13 protein-coding genes and 1 tRNA gene are annotated in these 16,748 nt (G+C 68.2%); 7 read left to right on the top strand and 7 right to left on the bottom strand.

What is annotated here, in order from left to right; genetic code table 11:
* Nucleotides 1–97: 97 nt before the first annotated feature.
* Complete coding sequence (locus TFU_RS11570) at nt 98–859, top strand: MerR family transcriptional regulator (protein WP_011292756.1); 762 nt, start codon at nt 98–100, stop codon at nt 857–859.
* On the opposite strand, the gene TFU_RS11565 is transcribed toward TFU_RS11570, so the two are convergent.
* Nucleotides 828–2,696, bottom strand: a complete 1,869-nt coding sequence (locus TFU_RS11565; RefSeq protein ID WP_011292755.1) for a GMC oxidoreductase — start codon at nt 2,694–2,696, stop codon at nt 828–830. The two genes, TFU_RS11570 and TFU_RS11565, sit on opposite strands and share 32 nt — an antisense overlap.
* A gap of 222 nt (nt 2,697–2,918) precedes the next feature.
* Here TFU_RS11565 and TFU_RS11560 point away from each other — a divergent pair, with 222 nt between their 5' ends.
* Together TFU_RS11560 and TFU_RS11555 are read left to right on the top strand one after the other, a co-directional pair.
* Nucleotides 2,919–3,533 carry a DUF6230 family protein gene (locus TFU_RS11560; protein WP_011292754.1) on the top strand — a complete coding sequence of 205 codons (615 nt, stop codon included), beginning with the start codon at nt 2,919–2,921 and terminating at the stop codon, nt 3,531–3,533.
* Between the two features lie 4 nt (nt 3,534–3,537).
* Nucleotides 3,538–4,893 (top strand): DUF6114 domain-containing protein, encoded by a 1,356-nt coding sequence (locus tag TFU_RS11555; protein WP_011292753.1) that lies wholly within the window; start codon nt 3,538–3,540, stop codon nt 4,891–4,893.
* A gap of 96 nt (nt 4,894–4,989) precedes the next feature.
* Here the strand turns inward: TFU_RS11555 and TFU_RS11550 are convergent, their stop codons facing one another.
* The 4 genes from TFU_RS11550 to TFU_RS11535 form a co-directional block, all read right to left on the bottom strand.
* Complete coding sequence (locus TFU_RS11550; RefSeq protein WP_016189087.1) at nt 4,990–6,780, bottom strand: UvrD-helicase domain-containing protein; 1,791 nt, start codon at nt 6,778–6,780, stop codon at nt 4,990–4,992.
* A gap of 552 nt (nt 6,781–7,332) precedes the next feature.
* Nucleotides 7,333–8,400 carry a hypothetical protein gene (locus TFU_RS11545; protein WP_016189086.1) on the bottom strand — a complete coding sequence of 356 codons (1,068 nt, stop codon included), beginning with the start codon at nt 8,398–8,400 and terminating at the stop codon, nt 7,333–7,335.
* A gap of 453 nt (nt 8,401–8,853) precedes the next feature.
* Nucleotides 8,854–9,558, bottom strand: coding sequence for a hypothetical protein (locus TFU_RS11540; protein ID WP_016189085.1), 705 nt, complete (start codon nt 9,556–9,558; stop codon nt 8,854–8,856).
* 223 nt (nt 9,559–9,781) lie between these two features.
* A complete protein-coding gene (locus tag TFU_RS11535) occupies nt 9,782–11,917 on the bottom strand; it encodes a 3'-5' exonuclease (protein WP_011292749.1) in 2,136 nt (711 codons plus the stop codon).
* Nucleotides 11,918–12,211: 294 nt separating this feature from the next.
* Between TFU_RS11535 and TFU_RS11530 the strand changes: the two genes are divergently transcribed.
* Nucleotides 12,212–12,850, top strand: a complete 639-nt coding sequence (locus tag TFU_RS11530; protein ID WP_255266163.1) for a SanA/YdcF family protein — start codon at nt 12,212–12,214, stop codon at nt 12,848–12,850.
* Between the two features lie 41 nt (nt 12,851–12,891).
* Here the strand turns inward: TFU_RS11530 and murQ are convergent, their stop codons facing one another.
* The gene (gene murQ / locus TFU_RS11525) at nt 12,892–13,806 is read right to left on the bottom strand and encodes an N-acetylmuramic acid 6-phosphate etherase (protein ID WP_011292747.1); all 915 of its coding nucleotides are present in this window, start codon (nt 13,804–13,806) and stop codon (nt 12,892–12,894) included.
* Between the two features lie 97 nt (nt 13,807–13,903).
* Nucleotides 13,904–14,842, bottom strand: a complete 939-nt coding sequence (locus TFU_RS11520; protein ID WP_016189083.1) for a MurR/RpiR family transcriptional regulator — start codon at nt 14,840–14,842, stop codon at nt 13,904–13,906.
* Between the two features lie 343 nt (nt 14,843–15,185).
* Between TFU_RS11520 and TFU_RS11515 the strand changes: the two genes are divergently transcribed.
* From TFU_RS11515 to TFU_RS11505, 3 genes are all read left to right on the top strand, one after another.
* Complete coding sequence (locus TFU_RS11515) at nt 15,186–16,160, top strand: N-acetylglucosamine kinase (RefSeq protein ID WP_011292745.1); 975 nt, start codon at nt 15,186–15,188, stop codon at nt 16,158–16,160.
* A gap of 96 nt (nt 16,161–16,256) precedes the next feature.
* Entirely contained in the window at nt 16,257–16,442 is a 186-nt protein-coding gene (locus TFU_RS11510) for a hypothetical protein (protein ID WP_011292744.1), read from the top strand.
* A gap of 130 nt (nt 16,443–16,572) precedes the next feature.
* A tRNA-Lys gene (locus TFU_RS11505) sits at nt 16,573–16,648 on the top strand.
* The last annotated feature ends 100 nt before the right edge of the window (nt 16,649–16,748 follow it).

The following is a 16,748-nucleotide window of genomic DNA, read 5'->3' as shown; positions in this document are numbered from 1 at the left end:
AAAAGGCGGCTGGTCAACCCGGGAAGCGCCACCCGGCGTCAGTGCCGAAACGCCCTGCGCATCGGAGCCGAACGCGCGGACTCCCTAGAGTGGGGGCATGGCCGAATACCGCATCGACGAGCTGGCCCGGCTGGCGAACACCACCGTCCGCAACGTCCGCGTCTACCAGGACCGCGGACTGCTCTCCCCGCCGCGCCGGGAAGGACGGGTAGGGATTTATACCGAGGTCCACCTCGCCCGGCTGCGACTCATCGGTCAACTCCTCAAACGCGGCTATACCTTCGCCAACATCGCCGAACTAGTCAGCGTATGGGAGCGGGGCGGCAACCTGTCCGAAGTGCTCGGGTTCGAATCCGCGGTGGGCGACCCCTGGTCCGACGAAATCCCCGGCTACATGACCCTGGAGGAGCTCACCGACCTCTTCGGCGACCAGGTCACCCCTGAGCGGGTGGCCCGGGCGGTTGAACTCGGCCTGCTCGAACCGGAAGGGAAACGGTACCGCGTGCCCAGCCCGCGCCTGCTCCACGCTGGTGCGGAGCTCGTCGAAATCGGCATGTCCCTCGACGCGGTCCTGGACCTCGCCCAAGAACTCCGCGACCGGATCGACGCTGCCGCGGAAGCACTCAACCGGCAGGTTTCGGAGCACATCATCGCTACCTACGCCCCGGAAGGGATCATCCACAGCGAGGACCTGGGCAAGGTCGCCGACGTGATCCGCCGTGTCCGCCCTCTCGCGCAGATCGCGGTCGACGCGATCCTCGCCCAGGCCATGTCCCGGCACATGCACGAGACGCTGGGTGATCACTTCGCGCAGATCATCGACCACCTCAAGGAGCGGGCGGAGCATCGGTCCGCCTGACCGTGTCCGTGCCGGTGCCTCCCGGGGTGCGCTGCGGTCGGCTCACGTCCAAGGGGAGCGCAATGCGGCGGGTGAACCGCAGCTCCGCGTAGGCGCCTGCCGGCACTGCTGGACGGACCGGGTAGACCGGCTCCACCCGCTGGTAGGGGGAGCCCGGAGCGGGCCGCGGGTCAGGCTCCCCCTTGTTGGGCCACATCGCCATGGCGCGTTCCGCTTGGGCGGTGATCGTCAACGACGGGTTGACGCCCAGATTGGCGGTGACGGCTGACCCGTCCACCACGTGGATGCCGGGATGGCCGTAGAGCCGGTGGTAGGGGTCGATTACACCTTCCTCGGGGGAGGCGCCGATCGGGCAGCCGCCCAGGAAGTGCGCGGTCAACGGGATGTCGAAGATTTCGCTGACGCAACTGCCCGGGTAGCCGTCGATCTGTTTGGCGATCTGGGCGGCGAACTGCTGGGCCACCGGGATCCACGTGGGGTTGGGAGCGCCGTGGCCCTGCCGAGAGGTCAGCACCCGCCGGCCGAACAGTCCCCGCCGGGTGTAGGTGGTCAGCGAGTTGTCCAGGGACTGCATGACCAGGCCGATGATGGTCCGCTGCGACCAGCGGCGCACGGACAGGCTGCGCATGAAGAGGTAGGGGTGGGCGGCGATTACGCCGAGGAAGCGCAGCCAGCGGGGGATGCGTCCCCCGCCGGGGACTTGCATGGTGGTGAGCAGCCCCATCGCGTTGGAGCCTTTGCCGTAGCGGACCGGCTCGATGTGCGTGTGCGCGTCAGGGTGCATGGAGGAGGTGATCGCCACGCCCTGCGTGAAGTCCTGGGGCGGGCGTATCGCCTTGGTCATCGCGCCGACGAGGGCTTCGGAATTGGTGCGGGTGAGCGTGCCGAGCTTGGGGGAGATGCGGGGCAGGAGCCCGGAGTCGCGCATGGCGTGCAGGAGGCGCTGCGTGCCGTAGGTGCCAGCAGCGAGCACGATGTAGCGGGCGGTGAACGTGCGGGTGGCGCGCCGGGTGCGGAAAGCACCGGTGGCTACGGTGTCGACCGCATAGCCGCCGCCGAGGGAGGCAGGGCGTTCGCGGATCGCTACCACGGTGGTCATGGGGTGGATGACGGCGCCATGGCGCTCCGCGAAGTACAGGTAGTTCTCGGTGAGCATGTTTTTTGCGCCGTGCCGACAACCGGTCATGCACTCCCCGCACTCCAGGCAGGCGCGCCGGGTCGGGCCGGCACCCCCGAAGTAGGGGTCGCGGCAGGCTTCGCCGGGGGAGACCGGTTGGGTGGCCGCCCCGTCCTTGCCGTCGCCAAAGAAGACGCCGACCGGGGCGAGGTGGAAGGTGGAGCCGACCCCCATGGCCTCGGCGGCGTGGCGCAGGTGGACGTCCGCAGGGGTGACGGTGGGGTTGGTCCGCACCCCGAGCATGCGTTTGGCTTGGTCGTAGAAGGGGGCGAGTTCTTCTCGCCAGTCGGTGATGTCCCGCCACTGCGGGTCGTTGTAGAAGTCGTCCAGTGGTTCGTAGAGGGTGTTGGCGTAGTTGAGGGAGCCGCCGCCGACCCCGGCCCCAGCCAGGATCATGACGTCGCGCAGCAGGTGGATGCGCTGGATGCCGAAGAACCCCAGCCGAGGCGCCCAGAGGAAGTTGCGCAGGTCCCAGGAGTTCTTCGGCAGGGTCTCGGGGGTGAAGCGGCGTCCGGCCTCGAGGACTCCGACCCGGTAGCCCTTCTCGGTAAGGCGCAGCGCGCTGACTGAGCCGCCGAATCCTGAACCGACGACGATGACGTCGTAGTCGAACCGGTCGTCGTCCCCGGTGGGAAGGGTGGAGTGCTGCTCGTGGGTCATCAAGTGCCCCCTGGCGGTCGGGTGGAGGGGTGGTTGTCACACGCTCACGTGTCTGTAATGTGAACTAAGACACTTGGCAATGTGACATTGGCTATTGTAATGTTCGACCCTACTGACCAGTAGATGTGGTCTATGTAACACACCAAGCGGAGGCGGGCACAAGCCCCCAACCTCCCACCCCACGCCACCCCCCACGTCGAGCACGGGACCAGGAGGAAGCCCATGGCCGACGAGACTCTCACCGAATCCCCCAACGGCGGCACTGCGTGGCGCAAATTCGCCTACGTCGCCCTGCCCGGACTAGTCGCAGCGGGGGTCCTTGGCGCGGCCACCACCCAAGGACTGCTCGCCGCCTCCTTCGCGGTGTCCGGAGACAACTTCAAGATCTCCGCATCCCACCTGGAAGGCACCGGGTTCGCCCAGTACGGGGACGTCGCAACCTCGGTCGACAAGACCTCCCGCCCAGTAGGACTCTCCATCATCGAAGAAGCCGAACTCTCCGACATGTGCATGTCGGCACTGCTCGACCTGCCCATCGGAAAAGCGACACTCCTCATCCGCGCCGGGGAGAAAACCCCCGTCACCGCGACCAACATGGTCGTCGACGTCGAACAGCTCAACGGCAACGCCCACTTCTCCGCTATCGAGATCGGCCACGACGCCAGCACCCTGAACAAGGTGTCCGGTCCCCAAGGCGACTCCGGAGCCTTCGCCCTGCAATCCGACACCGTGACCATCAACGACCTCACCATGGTCTCCTGGGCGGTCAGCTCCGGAACCCTGCGGCTGTCTGGACTCAAACTCAACGTGAAGCCCGGCACCCACGAATGCTTCTGATCCGATGACTCAGCATGCACGGACCTCCCACCGCGCGGTGGGGCCGTTCGCAAGGTGGCGCCGCTCCCGACCGCTGTGGGGAGGACTCCTGACGATCCTCGCCGGGGCCGAGATCGTAGCGGCGCCCCTCGCCCCCCTGCCGTTCCTCGTCTACCAGGGAATCGCGGGAATCTCCGGCTACCTCATCGGAGCCGCGCTGGTCGCACTCGGTGTCCTGGCTTGGCTGCACCCCGCGCAACGCGCCTTCTACGGCATCGTGGCGGTCCTCCTCTCCCTGGCCTCCTTCCTCACCTCCAATTTCGGCGGCTTCGTCATCGGCATGCTGCTCGGCATCATCGGCGGTGCACTCATCTTCGCGTGGGAGCCCCACCGTCCCCCCAAACGCCGCCAGCGCGACCGGACCGACACCGAGACAGCCCCCGCGGAGTCCTCTCCTACCGCAGAGACAGAACCAGCCGACGACGAAGACCACGACGAAGACCGCGAACCCGACACCACCACGCCCGACCGCGGCGGGCAGCGCGGCAGCACCACACACGCGCTCGTCGCCGCCCCGCTCGCCCTCACCCTCGTCCTCGCCTCCGCCCCCGCCGACTGGTGGTGGCCGTGGGACCAATGGTTCAACCGCGGAGGAAACGAACAAAGCGAGCCGCAAGACACCCCCGGAACGCCAACCCCCGCCCCCTCGGCGCAGCCAGCAGACCCGCCGGAACCGGGCACAGAGCCCGCCGAGGAAGACCCGGAGAACCCCGAGCCCGGCGACGAAGCGGCCGACGGCGAGGACGACGAGGAGACGGACGACGAAGAGTCCGAACCCGACACCGAATGCGAGATCCGGACTGGCCCCGTCGACGAGGAGGTCACCGAAGAAGAATTCCTTGACGCGGTCGAAGCCTGCCAGCACGCCGCAGAGACCGGAGACCTCCCCGAGGTCCAGACGCTGCAAGCCGACGACCGCTTCCCCGCCTCCCCAACCACCAGCGGCCTCACCGCGGACCGCATCATCATGAGCGGCTCCTACTTTGCCGGAGTCGTGGAATACCCCACGTCCGCCGGCACGGACCGCTACCTCAAACTCGGGATGAGCCGCGCCGACTTCGACAACGCCGTGCTGTGGTGGATGGACGGGGAGGAGAAGGTCTCTATCGACCTGCCCGACATGACCATGCAGGGCGATGTCGTCATGTACGTCACCCGCATGAAAGTGCGGATCCTCGGCATCCCCCTGGTCTTCACCCCTGACTTTCCGCCCCCGCTGCTCTTGCCCTTCATGATCGTCACCGACGTCGACGTGTCCCGCCCAGTCGCGCACAGCAACGTGCTCACCGTGGACAACATCGAAGTCCGCGCCGGGTCGTGATGCCCAGCGCGGCATTCGGAGCCCGCCTCACCAGGCTGCGGCCGGCGGGCAGGCGGGCCTGCCCAGCGGGAACCGCCAGGCAGGCCGCCCGCGCCCTCAACGGGCCAGGTGCACCGACTCCGGGAGCAACTGGCTGGGCGCTCCCACGTAGGAGACGTACAGGGCGTCCCGGGCGCGCGTGCACGCCGTGAAGAGCAGGTGGCGTTCCTCCTGGTAGACCTGCTCCATGGCCACCGGGTCCCCTTCGGCGGCGCTGATGGCGGCCTTGGGCGGCAGCAGCGGTTCGCTCAGCCCCACCAGGGCCACGTAACGGAACTCCTGCCCCTTCAGCCCGTGCAGCGTGCCCACCCGCACCGCATCCACGTCGGCGGAAGAGTTCAGCGGGGCGGTCGCGATCCCGTTCGCATGGAGTTCTTTCGTGATGATGCGCACCACCCACTGGTTGCGTCCGGCGACCGCGATCGACTCGGGCTGGGCGCCCGCCGCCAACTGCGCCTGGAGCCACTCGCTCAGCGCGGTCCACTCCTCCGCGCGGCTCGCGCAGCCCTGCACCACCGGTTCGGGTCCGTGCAGCACGGAGGCGTACCCTTCGGCGGCCGGGCCTGTGCTGCGGCCCAAAATCGGCAGTGCCCAGTCGAGGATCTCCTGGCTGACCCGGTAGCTGGTCCGCAGCCGGTGGCCGCGGCCTCGGACATTGATGCCCAGCGACGCCAGCGAGACCCGGGTGTCGACGAGCCGCTGCGCCGGATCACCGAGGAGGAACAGGTCGTCGGGCCCCTCGGGGACCGCGGCGCGCAGCAGCCGCCAGTGCGCCGGGTGCAGGTCTTGGGATTCGGTGACGACGATGTGCCGGTAACGCGGCCCTTGGGTGCGCAGCGCCCGTGCTGCTTCGTGCGCCACCTGGGGATAGGACCATTCCCCTGCGGCGCGCATGGCCCCGGTGTACCGCTGGATCGCCTCCCAGACGTGGGGCCGGAACTCAGGTGCCAGGTGCAGCATCCGTCCGTTGCGCTCGCAGCGGATGTAGTCGGCCAGCGAGGTGAGGTCCTGGGCCAGGATCACCTGCTGCCATTCGTCGACGAGGAAACGGCCGGAGAACGGCAGGCCGTCGATCCGCGCTGCGGTGCGCCACCGCTCCGCGAGCTCCTCATCGCTGAGGATCTCCGGCGGGATGCCCGTGCTCTCGCTCAGCACCCCGCGGGCCAGGCTGTCCACGGTGACGACCTCGATCCGGCGGCGTACATCCGGAGCGGACACCAACCGGTCCAACTGGGCGCTGAGCGTCTGCGCGAGGGTGCGGCTTCCCGTGGTGAGCAGCACGCTCGGCCGGGCTGCCGGGCCATACTCCACCGCGTCCCGCTCAGCCAGGTACGCGGCACGGTGCAGGGCGAGCACGGTCTTCCCCGTGCCGGGGCCGCCGGTGACCTGGGCCGAACCGGCGAAATGTGCGGTGGCCAGGCGCTGGTGGTCCGGGTCGAGGCTCAGCCGCCACTCCGCGAAAGGCAGTGCGAGAGCGTCGGCCAGGTCTGCGGGGCCGCGCACCGGAGCCGCGGCCTCGGCGGGCTCGGGCGGCGCAGGCATTTCCACGAGGTCCAGTTCCAGACCGCCAGGAGCCCGGTAGGTGCGGGCATAGGAGATTGCTTCGTCGTGGCGGCGGACCCCCACCAGGCAGTAGGAGCCTTCCTGGGAGGGGGCGACGATACCGGACCAGTCCGGGCTGATCTGCAGTACCCGCACTCGCGGGTCGGAGGCGTCCGTGACAGCCTGCAGGCGCCCGCTGTCACCGGCCAGGTAGGACCGCACCGCGGTCAGGACCGTGTGCTGGACCCCGCTGTCCAAGCGGGAGAAGTCGTTGAGGAACGTCGGGGCGATCGCGAGTTGCGGCACGGGCTGTTTCCCTCCGGTCACCGTGTTTGACGTGGGACATCGCGTGAGGAGAAGACGGGCGGCCACCGCTTCTTCTGGGAATCTGCGCTTCGGGGAATTTCGGCAAACCACCGCGAAGCATGAGAAAACGGGAGCGGGAACACGGCCTCTTACCTTGGTAAAACACCAGGTCAGAGCGGTTAATTCCAGGATTTTCGAATGTATGTCCGAAGATTTTTCGCGGGCGGAGTGCGACCTGCGGGTTTGCACGGCGCTCTAGTGACCTCAAACACAGTTATGGACTGTCCATAACCGCGGAGTCCGAGGTGTGCTGCCCGCCGAACGCCGCGCAAACCCGCAGACTGCCCTGCACGTCCGCTTCCCGATACCGGCCGTCCCACACCACAAGGAGCGCTGCTCACACCCGGTGCCCACCCGGTGTGGGCGGCCGTCCGTCTCCCGCAGCAGACCGCCGCACCGCTGCAAGCCCCACCCCGCGCCGCGGCCGAAACCGCCCCGTATTTTCGGTCGCGCCCAGACCCGGGCCTCACCCGCGCGATGTCGCGGACCGGATCAGTCGTCGTCCTCGATCACATAGGGGTGCAGAGCAGGGTTCTCCACGTCCGGATACGGGACGAACCAGGAGTGGGCGTCCTGCGCGAGGAACCCCAAAGGGTCGGCAGCAGAGTCCTCCGGGTCCGCGGTGTCCAAGTCCTCCAGGTAGAGCCATTCATGGTCGTGGTGTCGGTAGGCGTGGCTTTCGAACACCGCGAACATCGCGGTGACCTCGTCCGGATCCACCGCGGCAAACGACACCAGCAGTTCTTTAGCGTTCTCCACGAGCAAATACAGCGCCAACGACTCAGCAGTGGACGCGGGGGGCACCCACGGCGAAGCGGTCAACCGGGAGTAGACCACGGACGCGGTGATGAGGAACTTCTTCGCGAAGCTGAGGTCGTAGTGGTGCCGATAGCGGACCGGGAGGTCGTGGAGAACGAACAGGCCTTCGGAGTCGTCAGCCGTCCAGTGCGCCTCGTCCTTGTCGAGGGACTCCGCCTCCTCGTCCAACGTCATGATGTCCAGGAGCAGCTCCTCAGTCAGCACGGACGCCCGATCGATGAGAGCGCCCGCGGCGAGGAACCGGCTGTCCGGATCCTCGGTGGGGGGACCGAAGGATTCGAGCTCGAACGCACGCAACCGGGAACTGAGGGCCAGGAGGCGGCGGCGCTGCGCGGTGACATCCTCAATCGGCAGACCGACCCTGGTAGCCACCGGCTCCTCCTCGGGCCGCCCCTCCAAAGCTTCGGCGAGTTCGGCGTCGCTGACCGTGACTTCGCACTTGCCCACTTGCCAGTCGGCGAGCAGCTCGGTGCGTTCCAGGATCTCGTGGAGCAGAGCTTCCGCGCCGTTCTCCGCGAAACTCAACGCGGGAGCGTCCACCAGCAGTTCGACCACCGCCCCGGTGGAACTGACTTTCAACCGGTGGTCGTAGGGGGTGATCTCCACTCCTTCAGGACCCTCCACCGTCGCCACTCGGTCAAGCCACTCGGAGAGCAGCGCGGCGGCTCCCTGCTGCTGGAGGCCGTCGAGCCCGGTCGCACCGACAGGAAGTGTCAGCTCGGCGGTGATGCGGTATTCCAAAGAAGGCTCCCAACGCGGCTCGATAGACGGAATTAGAGCATGGCCCAAGACCCGCCGCGTACGGTCCCGTACTCTGCTCGGGTCCTCACCAGCCCGCTGACCGGAACGGAGCATATTGACTCTTTCCCCTATCCACAGGGGAGGGGATTTCTCACCCGCGCAAGTTCCGTGAGCGCAGTGCTCCGGAAAGACTTATACCGCTCAACACCCACCAGAAAGCCCGACCCGACACAGAACCGCACCGCGAACCCCGGGCCCGAGCGGGCCCGCCGTGCGGAGAACTGCACCCGAAACCGGTGATGGCCAGGCCTCCCCGCCAGTGCTCGTGGAACGCATCCGCGCCGACCCGGCTGCCGCTGGCTTGCTCGACATCCTCCCAGCGTGGGAACCGAGGGGCTTTCCTCCGGGTGCCCGCGGATACGGGAGCACCCGGAGGAGGTGCAGCATTTACGGTCAGCTCGACGCCACCTCGGGCAGGGCGTCCTGTGATTCCGCCACAACCCCGACACGGCGCAGCAGCGTCGCCGCATGCCGTCCCAGCGGGGTGAGCACACAGCACTCGCCCAGGTCCAGGTCGTAGCGGAAACGCACCAGGCTCAGCGACTCCAGCAACCGAGTCGCGGCTGCAGCGTCACCCTGCCGCTTCTCACCGCAGAGAATGCGGCGGGGGAGCATGCCTCCCTCGGCGGCGTCCAGCCGGTCCAGCCACTGCGCGGGAAGCGGACAGCCCGCCGGAGCGTGGGAAACAGAGTGCTCCCACAGCAGCGGAAGCAGCTCCACCCCCGCCCGCCACACCCGTGCGGCATCGTCGGGCAGGAGCGGATAGGCCGGTCCAGGCAGGACCCACGCATGCTCCCGCACCACCTCGCCAGGGATCCGTTCCCGCTGGTCCACCACCACTTCCAGCATCCGAGCGGTGACTAAGAGGTCCAGCAGCGCGGCTTCCTCGCCCAGCGAAGGTACGCTGCGCCGCCGGGATTCGTCCCGGACCCGCACCCACGAGCCCAGGCTCACGTACGTGTAGCGGCGGTGCCCTTGAGGTGCGGGAAGCGGAATGCGCGACAGGCGCCGCTGGTCGCCCAACCACCCCAAGAATTCTTGGATCCGCAGCACCAGAGGCGCCCCACGGACCGCCCACACCAGTTCCCGAACGTCCATCTCAGCCTCCCCGGACAGTCGAGATGCGTGCCGCGTAGGCAAGGAGAACCACCCGGTGGGTGACGCGGCGAAAGTCACCCTAGGAAGCCCAGCCCTGCGGCAACAGCCCTCACCAGGAACCTGTGGATAACTCCGGGGTCGGCGGCGAGACCGCCCGTCTTGCAGCACGTCCCGGCTCTCCGCGGCGCCCGGGCCTGCCGTGGCAGCGGCACCCCGGCCCGGATCACCGGAGGGGAAGGAACGGGCTGGGATCGCCGTGCCAGCTCACATACAGCGCCTCACGCGCCCGAGTGCAGGCCACGTACAGCAGACTGCGCTGCGCGGCCAGATCGGAGCGGTGCTGGTTTTCATCCAGGTCCGGACTGGTGACGTGGTCCATCAACGGCAGCGCGGTCGCGGTCACCCCGGTCACCGCGACCGCGCGGAACTCCAGACCTTTCACCCCGTGCATGGTGGTGACCCGGACCGCGTCCGCGGAGTCGTCCACGGTGTGCTGCTGCGGGTTGAACCGTGCGGCGGGGATGCCGTGGCGGCGCAGCGCGCTCACCACCTCCGTGACCCCGCGGCGGGTGCGTGCCGTCACACAGATATCCCCGGGAGCGATCCCCTTGGCCAGCCACGAACGGACCTGGCGGGCGAGCGCCACCAGTTCAGCGGCGGCATCCGGCGCCCCGTAGAGCACAGGCGGGGCACCCTGCAGCAGCGACCGGGTCACCCCGGCCGGCTCCGCGGCATCCATGCCCAGCCCGGCATCCTCCCCCTGCATGATCTGCTCAGCCCAGGTCAGGATCTCAGTGGTGGTGCGGTAGTTCATCCGCAACGGGTACGAGCGGCCCACCACGTTGATCCCCAACTGGCGGAAAGACACGGTGTTGTCGTAGATGCGCTGTCGGTTGTCCCCGGCGATGAACATGTCGTTGGGGCCGGGCGCGACCGCGGCCCGCAACGTCCGCCACTGCGCTGGGTGCAGGTCCTGGCCCTCGTCGACGACAACGTTGGTGTACGGCTTCTCCGTGCGTGCGTTGAGGATCCGGGTCGCCTCCGCGTGCAGTTCCAGGGCCGACAGCTGCTTGGTCCGCCGCATCAACGCACGTGCTGTCGCGATGGCGTGCCACACTTCCCGCCGCTCGTCCACGGTCAGCGGCCGGGACCGGCCGCGCCGGGCATCCGGGTCCAGGTAGCCGTCGACGGTGGTGATGTCCTGGGCCATCACGACATGCCGGTACTCCTGGAACACGAAATCAGCCGACCAGGGCAGGGAGTGCTTGCTGACCACGTTGGCGAACAGGCCGCGCGTATCCGACTCCGGGCGCAGGCTGACTTCGGGCCACTCTTCGCGGACGATATCCAGCGCGAGCTTGTCCGCGGTGATGACGTCCACGTCGGCGCGCAGCTCCTCGTCGAGGAGCAGGGCCAGATCCCGCCGCACCGCTTCCACCAGGGCGTTGGTGAAGCTGGTCAGGAGGATCCGGCCGCCCAGCGGCAGGTGTTCCGCCAGGTATTTGACGCGGTGCAAGGCCACCACCGTCTTCCCGGTGCCAGGGCCGCCGTGGACCAGGACCGGGCCGTTGAACACCGGCCGGTAGGCCAGGGTGCGCTGGGTGGGGTGGAGGAAGACCCGCCACGCGTCGAATTCGCGGCCCAGCACCTCTTCAATGTCGGCATCGTCGTCGACCAGCATCACCCGGTGCCGGGTGTTGCGGATAGCGGTGTCGTAGTCGTCCGAGGCAACGGAGCCGCCCGAGAGCGCACGGCGCGGCTGCACCACTTCGCGCATCACCTGGTCGACGGGCATGCCGTCCAGCAGGTGGAGCAGCACCTCGTACTGGTCCTGCGGGATCGCCGGGCTCCAGTCGACGAGTTCCTCACGCGAGGTGAGGGTGCGGCAGAACGCGATGGTTTCGGAGTCCACGCCGAGCTGGCGCAGGGCCTCGTCACTGATGTCGGAGAACAGGGCGGGCCGCGTCGGCGCCGGGGGAGTAGCCGGAGCTGCGGTGTGCTGGGCGAGCGCGGTGGCGTTGCGCCGCTCCAGCGTGCCCATCACCCTGTTGACGTCGTGGCGCTGGTCGGCCGCCCACTGCTCGGCGTTCTCCCGGGGCAGCAGGTGGACCAGCAGGAAGGTCTCTCCGGATTCGGGAGCGAGGAGGACCCCGGTCCACGAGTCGCTGATCCGGAAGGTGCGGATACGGGGATCCTGTCCTTCCGGAAGTTCCCGGATCCGCAGATCCGGGTGGGACAACAGCGCGGGCAGAGGCAGTTCCCGGAACTTGCGGGTGATCGCGGCCAGCCGTTCTCGGGTGGGGCGGTCTAAGCGGTCGTACTGTGGAAGGCACGTCGCGTCGATGGCGAGCCGCGGCATGAGCCTCCCTCCTTACACCCGTGTGCGTCAGTGCGGTGGGGACACCACGGTGATCGTTCCCACCCGAGTACTTTTCTGATCATTAGCAGCAGAGAGTGACAGAAACTGGCAATCGTCTCGGTGAGGACGAAGGGAACTCGGGGCGCTGCAGGGCGGGGACGGGGCACACCGCCAGAGGAGCGGAACATCGGGGCTTTTCTGCGCATCACACCGGTCGTGACTACGGTGGAACAGCAACGCACGACCGACAACGGAGGAATCGCGGTGCGACGCGGCTGGGTGGTGGCGGGGGCCATGCTGCTCCTGTGCGCAGCACTAGCCGCACCGATCGGGTGGCTGCACCTGACCACCGCGGCTGACCGCTACACCCTCGGGGAGGCCCCGGAGCGTCCAGTGGCCTTGGTGCTGGGAGCTGGGGTGACCCCGGAAGGGGAGCCCACCCGGCTGTTGGAGCGCCGGCTGGAGACAGCCGCGGAACTCTACCGCTCAGGCCGGGTCGAAGCTCTGCTGGTGAGCGGGGACAACAGCCAGGAGCACTACAACGAGACCGAGGTGATGTACGACTACCTGGTCGCTGCCGGAGTGCCCGCGGTGAAGATCGCGCGCGACTACGCCGGGTTCAGCACCTGGGAGTCGTGTGTGCGGGCGCGCGCAGTGTTCGGCGTGGAGTCGGTCACTGTCGTCACACAGACCTTCCATCTGCCTCGTGCGGTGGCGCTGTGCCGGGCAGCAGGGCTCGAAGTGGTCGGTGTCGGCGATCCAGCGTGGGAGGATCGTGCCCCGGCCATGCTGTACGGGTACGCGCGGGAGGTTCCTGCTTCCGTCAAAGCGCTGTTCGACATGGCGGTGCAGCCGGAGCCAACGTTCCTCGGGCCCCAGGAGACCGCGGTGGAGGAGGCGCTGGCCGCAGAACGGTCCGACGAGGCGGGATAGTCCAGCCACGCCTGGGCCGGCACCACTGCCGTCGCTCCGGGCTAGGTGCGGGCGAGCTCCCGGAGCGCGGCGCGCACTGAGCCGTGCGCGGCGTGCAGGGCGTGGGCCGCAGTGGGAACGTCCACGCCGGTGAGCAGGCAGACCAGGGCGATCCGCGTGTCTCCGTCGGCGCGGTGGAGCGCTTCAGCGCAGTCCTCTTCGGACAGGCCGGTGGCCTCGGTGAGGATGGTGACCATCCGTCCCCGCAGTTTGGCGTTGGTGGCTACCACTCCGACCATCAGGTTGGAATAGGTGTAGCCGAGGCGGACCATGACCGCGGTGGAGAAAGCGTTGAGGATGAGCTTCTGCGCGGTTCCCGCTTTCATCCGGGTGGAGCCGGCGATGACTTCGGCGCCGGTCGCTACGCCGATGTGCACGTCCACGTCAGCGGCGAGCGCGGAGTGGGGGTCCGCGGTGACCAGGACGGTGCGGGCCCCTGCTTCGCGGGCACGGTCCAGAGCCCCGGCCACGTAGGGGGTGCGGCCGCTCGCTGTCAGGCCTATGGCGAGGTCAGCAGAGGTCACCGTGGCGGCGTCGGCGCGCCCGCTGGAGAAGTCGTCTTCGATGCCTTCGCAGGCGTGGATCAGCGCGGAGGGGCCGCCAGCATGGTGGGCGACCACCCGGTCCCGGGCGATGCCGAAGGTGGGGGGAAGTTCGGCAGCGTCCATGGTGGCAAGGCGGCCCGAGGTGCCGGCCCCGAAGTAGTGGATCCGTCCGCCGTGGCGGAGCACTGACACCCCGAGGTCGACAGCCTTGGCGAGTTCGGGGAGAACCTCCGCTACGGCACGGGGCACGGTCGCATCCTCGGCATTGATCAACCGCAGGATGTCCGCGGTCGGCAGCAGGTCGATGTCTTTGGTGCTGCTGTTGCGCGCCTCTGTGGGGGCGCGCACGATCTCTACCGGTGCGGTGTGCATGTCAATCTCCTTCGCCAGTGGCGACCGTGCTTCGGTCGCCGCCTACCGCTGTCTCATGTCCGTGCTGGTGGGGCCCTCCGCGGTGGAGTACGCGCGCTTAGGACCGGCGCCGCTCCTCTCTGGAGATGCGGAGGCCACGCACCGCCTCGTAGGTGGCTTCCAGCGCTTCCCGGGTGTCGGCGTAGCGCAGTTGGGCAAGGCCGACGAACACGCAGTCGATCACCGTCAACTGGGCGAGACGGCTGGCAGTCGCTCCGGAGCGGAACGTGGTCTCGCGGGCTGCGGTGGTGAGGATGTGGTCGCTGACCTCGCTGATGGGTGAGCGCGGGAAGTTCGTGATGGCGATGGTGGAGGCGCCTTTGCGGCGGGCTTCTGCGAGTGCCCCGACGGTGTCGCTGGTGGAGCCGCTGTGGGAGATGCCGACGGCCACATCCCCGGGGCGCAGCACCGCGGCACTGGTCAGCATGGCGTGGGCGTCGGTCCAGGCGTGGGAGATCATGCCGATCCGGTGCAGCTTCTGCTGGAAGTCAGAAGCGACGAAGGCGCTGGCGCCGACACCGTAGATGTCGATACGGCGGGCTCCGTCGAGGAGCTCGATAACGCGCTGCAGGGTTTCTATGTCGAGTTGGGAGCCGGTGTCTTCTACGGCGCGCGCATCAGCGTAGGCGATTTTCTGGACCACGGTGACGAGCGTGTCGTCCGGGTTGATGTCGCCGGTGAGCTCTTGGACGCTGCCGCGCGCCCCCCGGGCCTGGCCTGCCTCGGATGCCAGGCGGAGCCGCAGTTCCCGGTAGCCGGCGAAGTCGATGGTGCGGCAGAACCGGATGACGGTGGCTTCCGAGGTGTCGCAGTCCCGAGCGAGCTGGGTGATGGAAGAGTTGGCCACCCCTTCGGGATCGTCGATGATCCGCTGGGCAACGCGTTGTTCGGCGGGCGCCAGGGAGGGCAACAACGAGCGGATCTTCAGCACCGTGCTGGGTGTGGCGCCGCCCTCCTTGGGCGGGAGAACACCGTCGTTGTCGCTTCTCTTCGCCATCTGATTCATGTTGGAAAGTTTCTTTCTTTCGAAAGCTCCCGTCAACGGGCGGAAGGGAGCAAAGGCCAATTTTGGTTGCTACATAAGTGTGATCCGGAGTTCGCCCCGGTGGTATCCCAGGCGACGGACCATCGGAGTCGCCTCTACCCGAGGTCGTCCGTCTCAGTGCGAAGAAATCGGGTGGCAGTGACCGGGAGAAAGAAGCGTACGTCCCCGCGGCGGGCGCTGTGACAGATCCCTCGTTGCTGCTCCAAGAAGTGACCACATTCGACCGGCACTGAAAGTGTGTGGTGTATCACTGAGCGTCGCTGGAGGTGGGGCGGGTGTCTATAAGGTGCGGAACATGAACGAAGAAGTCGTCCTCGGGGTGGACGCGGGTGGCACCCACACTCGCTGCCTCCTGGTCGGCCTCGACGGCACCATCCGCGGCCGCGGCCGTGCCGGAGGGGCCAATCAGCGCTCCAGCGCGGACCCCGCGGTGTCCTTCATCAACGCGGTGTCCGCGTCACTCCGCGAGGCCGGGCCGGTCAGCGTGGCAGCAGCGGTATTCGGGGTAGCCGGTGCCGGGGCAGCGGGCCTGGCCACCACGGAGCAGACCGTGCTGCGGGCCTGGCGGACGCTCGGACTCCCCGGACGCCCCGAGGTCGGCGACGACATCGTCGTGGCGTTCGCCGCCGGTACCGCGGAGCCCAGCGGCGCAGTCCTCATCGCCGGGACTGGAGCGGTCGCCGCCACCATCCGGGACGGCCGGATCGAACGCCGCTGCGACGGATACGGCTGGCTGCTGGGCGATGAAGGATCAGCCGTGTGGCTGGGCATCGCCGGCCTGCGCGCGGCACTCGCCGCCTTGGACGGGCGCGGCCGCGCCACGGTCCTCACTGAGCGCCTGGCCGCCGCGCTCCACGTCCCCGCCGGGAGCCGGCAGGCGCTCATCGGAGCCGCCTACTCCATGCTCCCTGCAGAACTCGGCTCGTTAGCCCCCCGAGTGTGCGCCGCGGCTGAAGAAGGAGACGCCGCTGCCGTGGAGATCGTCTCCACCGCGGCTTCCCGGCTGCTGGAAAGCCTGGCCGCGGTCCTCGCCCCGCCGGTGCAGACCCCGGTAGTGCTGGCCGGTTCAGTGCTGCGCGAAGGCCCCGTGGCCGAACGGGTGCGCACCGCGCTCCGCGAACGCTACGGGGTGCGGCCGGTGACTGCGGCCCCGGGCGAGTACGGTGCCGCGGCGCTGGCCCTGCGGCGGACCGGACGTTCCGCCCAGCTCCACGCCCAGTTGCTTGCCCAGGCGCGCTATGCCCCGTCCCCTCCTGCTGGGGGACGGTGACTGGTGCTCCCGGAGCGGTCTTCCTACGGAAACCCCGCGAGAAAAAACCCGTCGGAGGGGGATGCGCACCCCCGGGAAATCGCTAGGGTCAGATGCATGTCGTACAACAACGAGGAGCAGCTCGACCCGGCTGGTTCGACCCAGAAGTTCCAGCGTTTCGTCGCCGAGAACAGAGAGGAGGAGACCGAACCCCGACGGCCGATCCTGCCGTACGTCTTCGTCGGTCTCAGCGTCATTCTGGCAATCGGCATCATCCTCACCGTGGTTTTGACATGGTCATGACCACATGTCGCCCGGCGTCCGCCGTCCCTGGTGGACGCCGGGCGACGAACGGGACGAATCCGTTCGCGGCGATCCGCAGGGCCTGCTAAAGTTACCGACGTCGGAACGCACAAACCGGCGCATCCGGCACGCGCCATTAGCTCAACTGGCAGAGCAGCTGACTCTTAATCAGCGGGTTCGGGGTTCGAGTCCCTGATGGCGCACCACGAAACCCCGGTATCGCGAGCACCGCGGTACCGGGGTGCTGGCTTTTCTGCGCGGTATGCACCCTGCACCGGATCTCCCAGGACCCCCAGGGCAGGCGCC

It is taken from the genome of Thermobifida fusca YX (assembly GCF_000012405.1).
Lineage (GTDB): Bacteria > Actinomycetota > Actinomycetes > Streptosporangiales > Streptosporangiaceae > Thermobifida > Thermobifida fusca.
Note: the sequence above shows the minus strand (reverse complement) of the source record. Positions and strands in the feature narration are given on the sequence as shown.

Excerpts from the sequence above, each read along its gene's own strand:
- murQ (WP_011292747.1), bottom strand. The coding sequence starts at position 13,806 with ATGCACACCGCACCGGTAGAGATCGTGCGCGCCCCCACAGAGGCGCGC.
- TFU_RS11570 (WP_011292756.1), top strand. The coding sequence starts at position 98 with ATGGCCGAATACCGCATCGACGAGCTGGCCCGGCTGGCGAACACCACC.
- TFU_RS11520 (WP_016189083.1), bottom strand. The coding sequence starts at position 14,842 with ATGGCGAAGAGAAGCGACAACGACGGTGTTCTCCCGCCCAAGGAGGGC.
- TFU_RS11560 (WP_011292754.1), top strand. The coding sequence starts at position 2,919 with ATGGCCGACGAGACTCTCACCGAATCCCCCAACGGCGGCACTGCGTGG.
- TFU_RS11530 (WP_255266163.1), top strand. The coding sequence starts at position 12,212 with ATGCTGCTCCTGTGCGCAGCACTAGCCGCACCGATCGGGTGGCTGCAC.
- TFU_RS11535 (WP_011292749.1), bottom strand. The coding sequence starts at position 11,917 with ATGCCGCGGCTCGCCATCGACGCGACGTGCCTTCCACAGTACGACCGC.
- TFU_RS11555 (WP_011292753.1), top strand. The coding sequence starts at position 3,538 with ATGACTCAGCATGCACGGACCTCCCACCGCGCGGTGGGGCCGTTCGCA.
- TFU_RS11515 (WP_011292745.1), top strand. The coding sequence starts at position 15,186 with ATGAACGAAGAAGTCGTCCTCGGGGTGGACGCGGGTGGCACCCACACT.
- TFU_RS11565 (WP_011292755.1), bottom strand. The coding sequence starts at position 2,696 with ATGACCCACGAGCAGCACTCCACCCTTCCCACCGGGGACGACGACCGG.
- TFU_RS11540 (WP_016189085.1), bottom strand. The coding sequence starts at position 9,558 with ATGGACGTTCGGGAACTGGTGTGGGCGGTCCGTGGGGCGCCTCTGGTG.
- TFU_RS11510 (WP_011292744.1), top strand. The coding sequence starts at position 16,257 with ATGTCGTACAACAACGAGGAGCAGCTCGACCCGGCTGGTTCGACCCAG.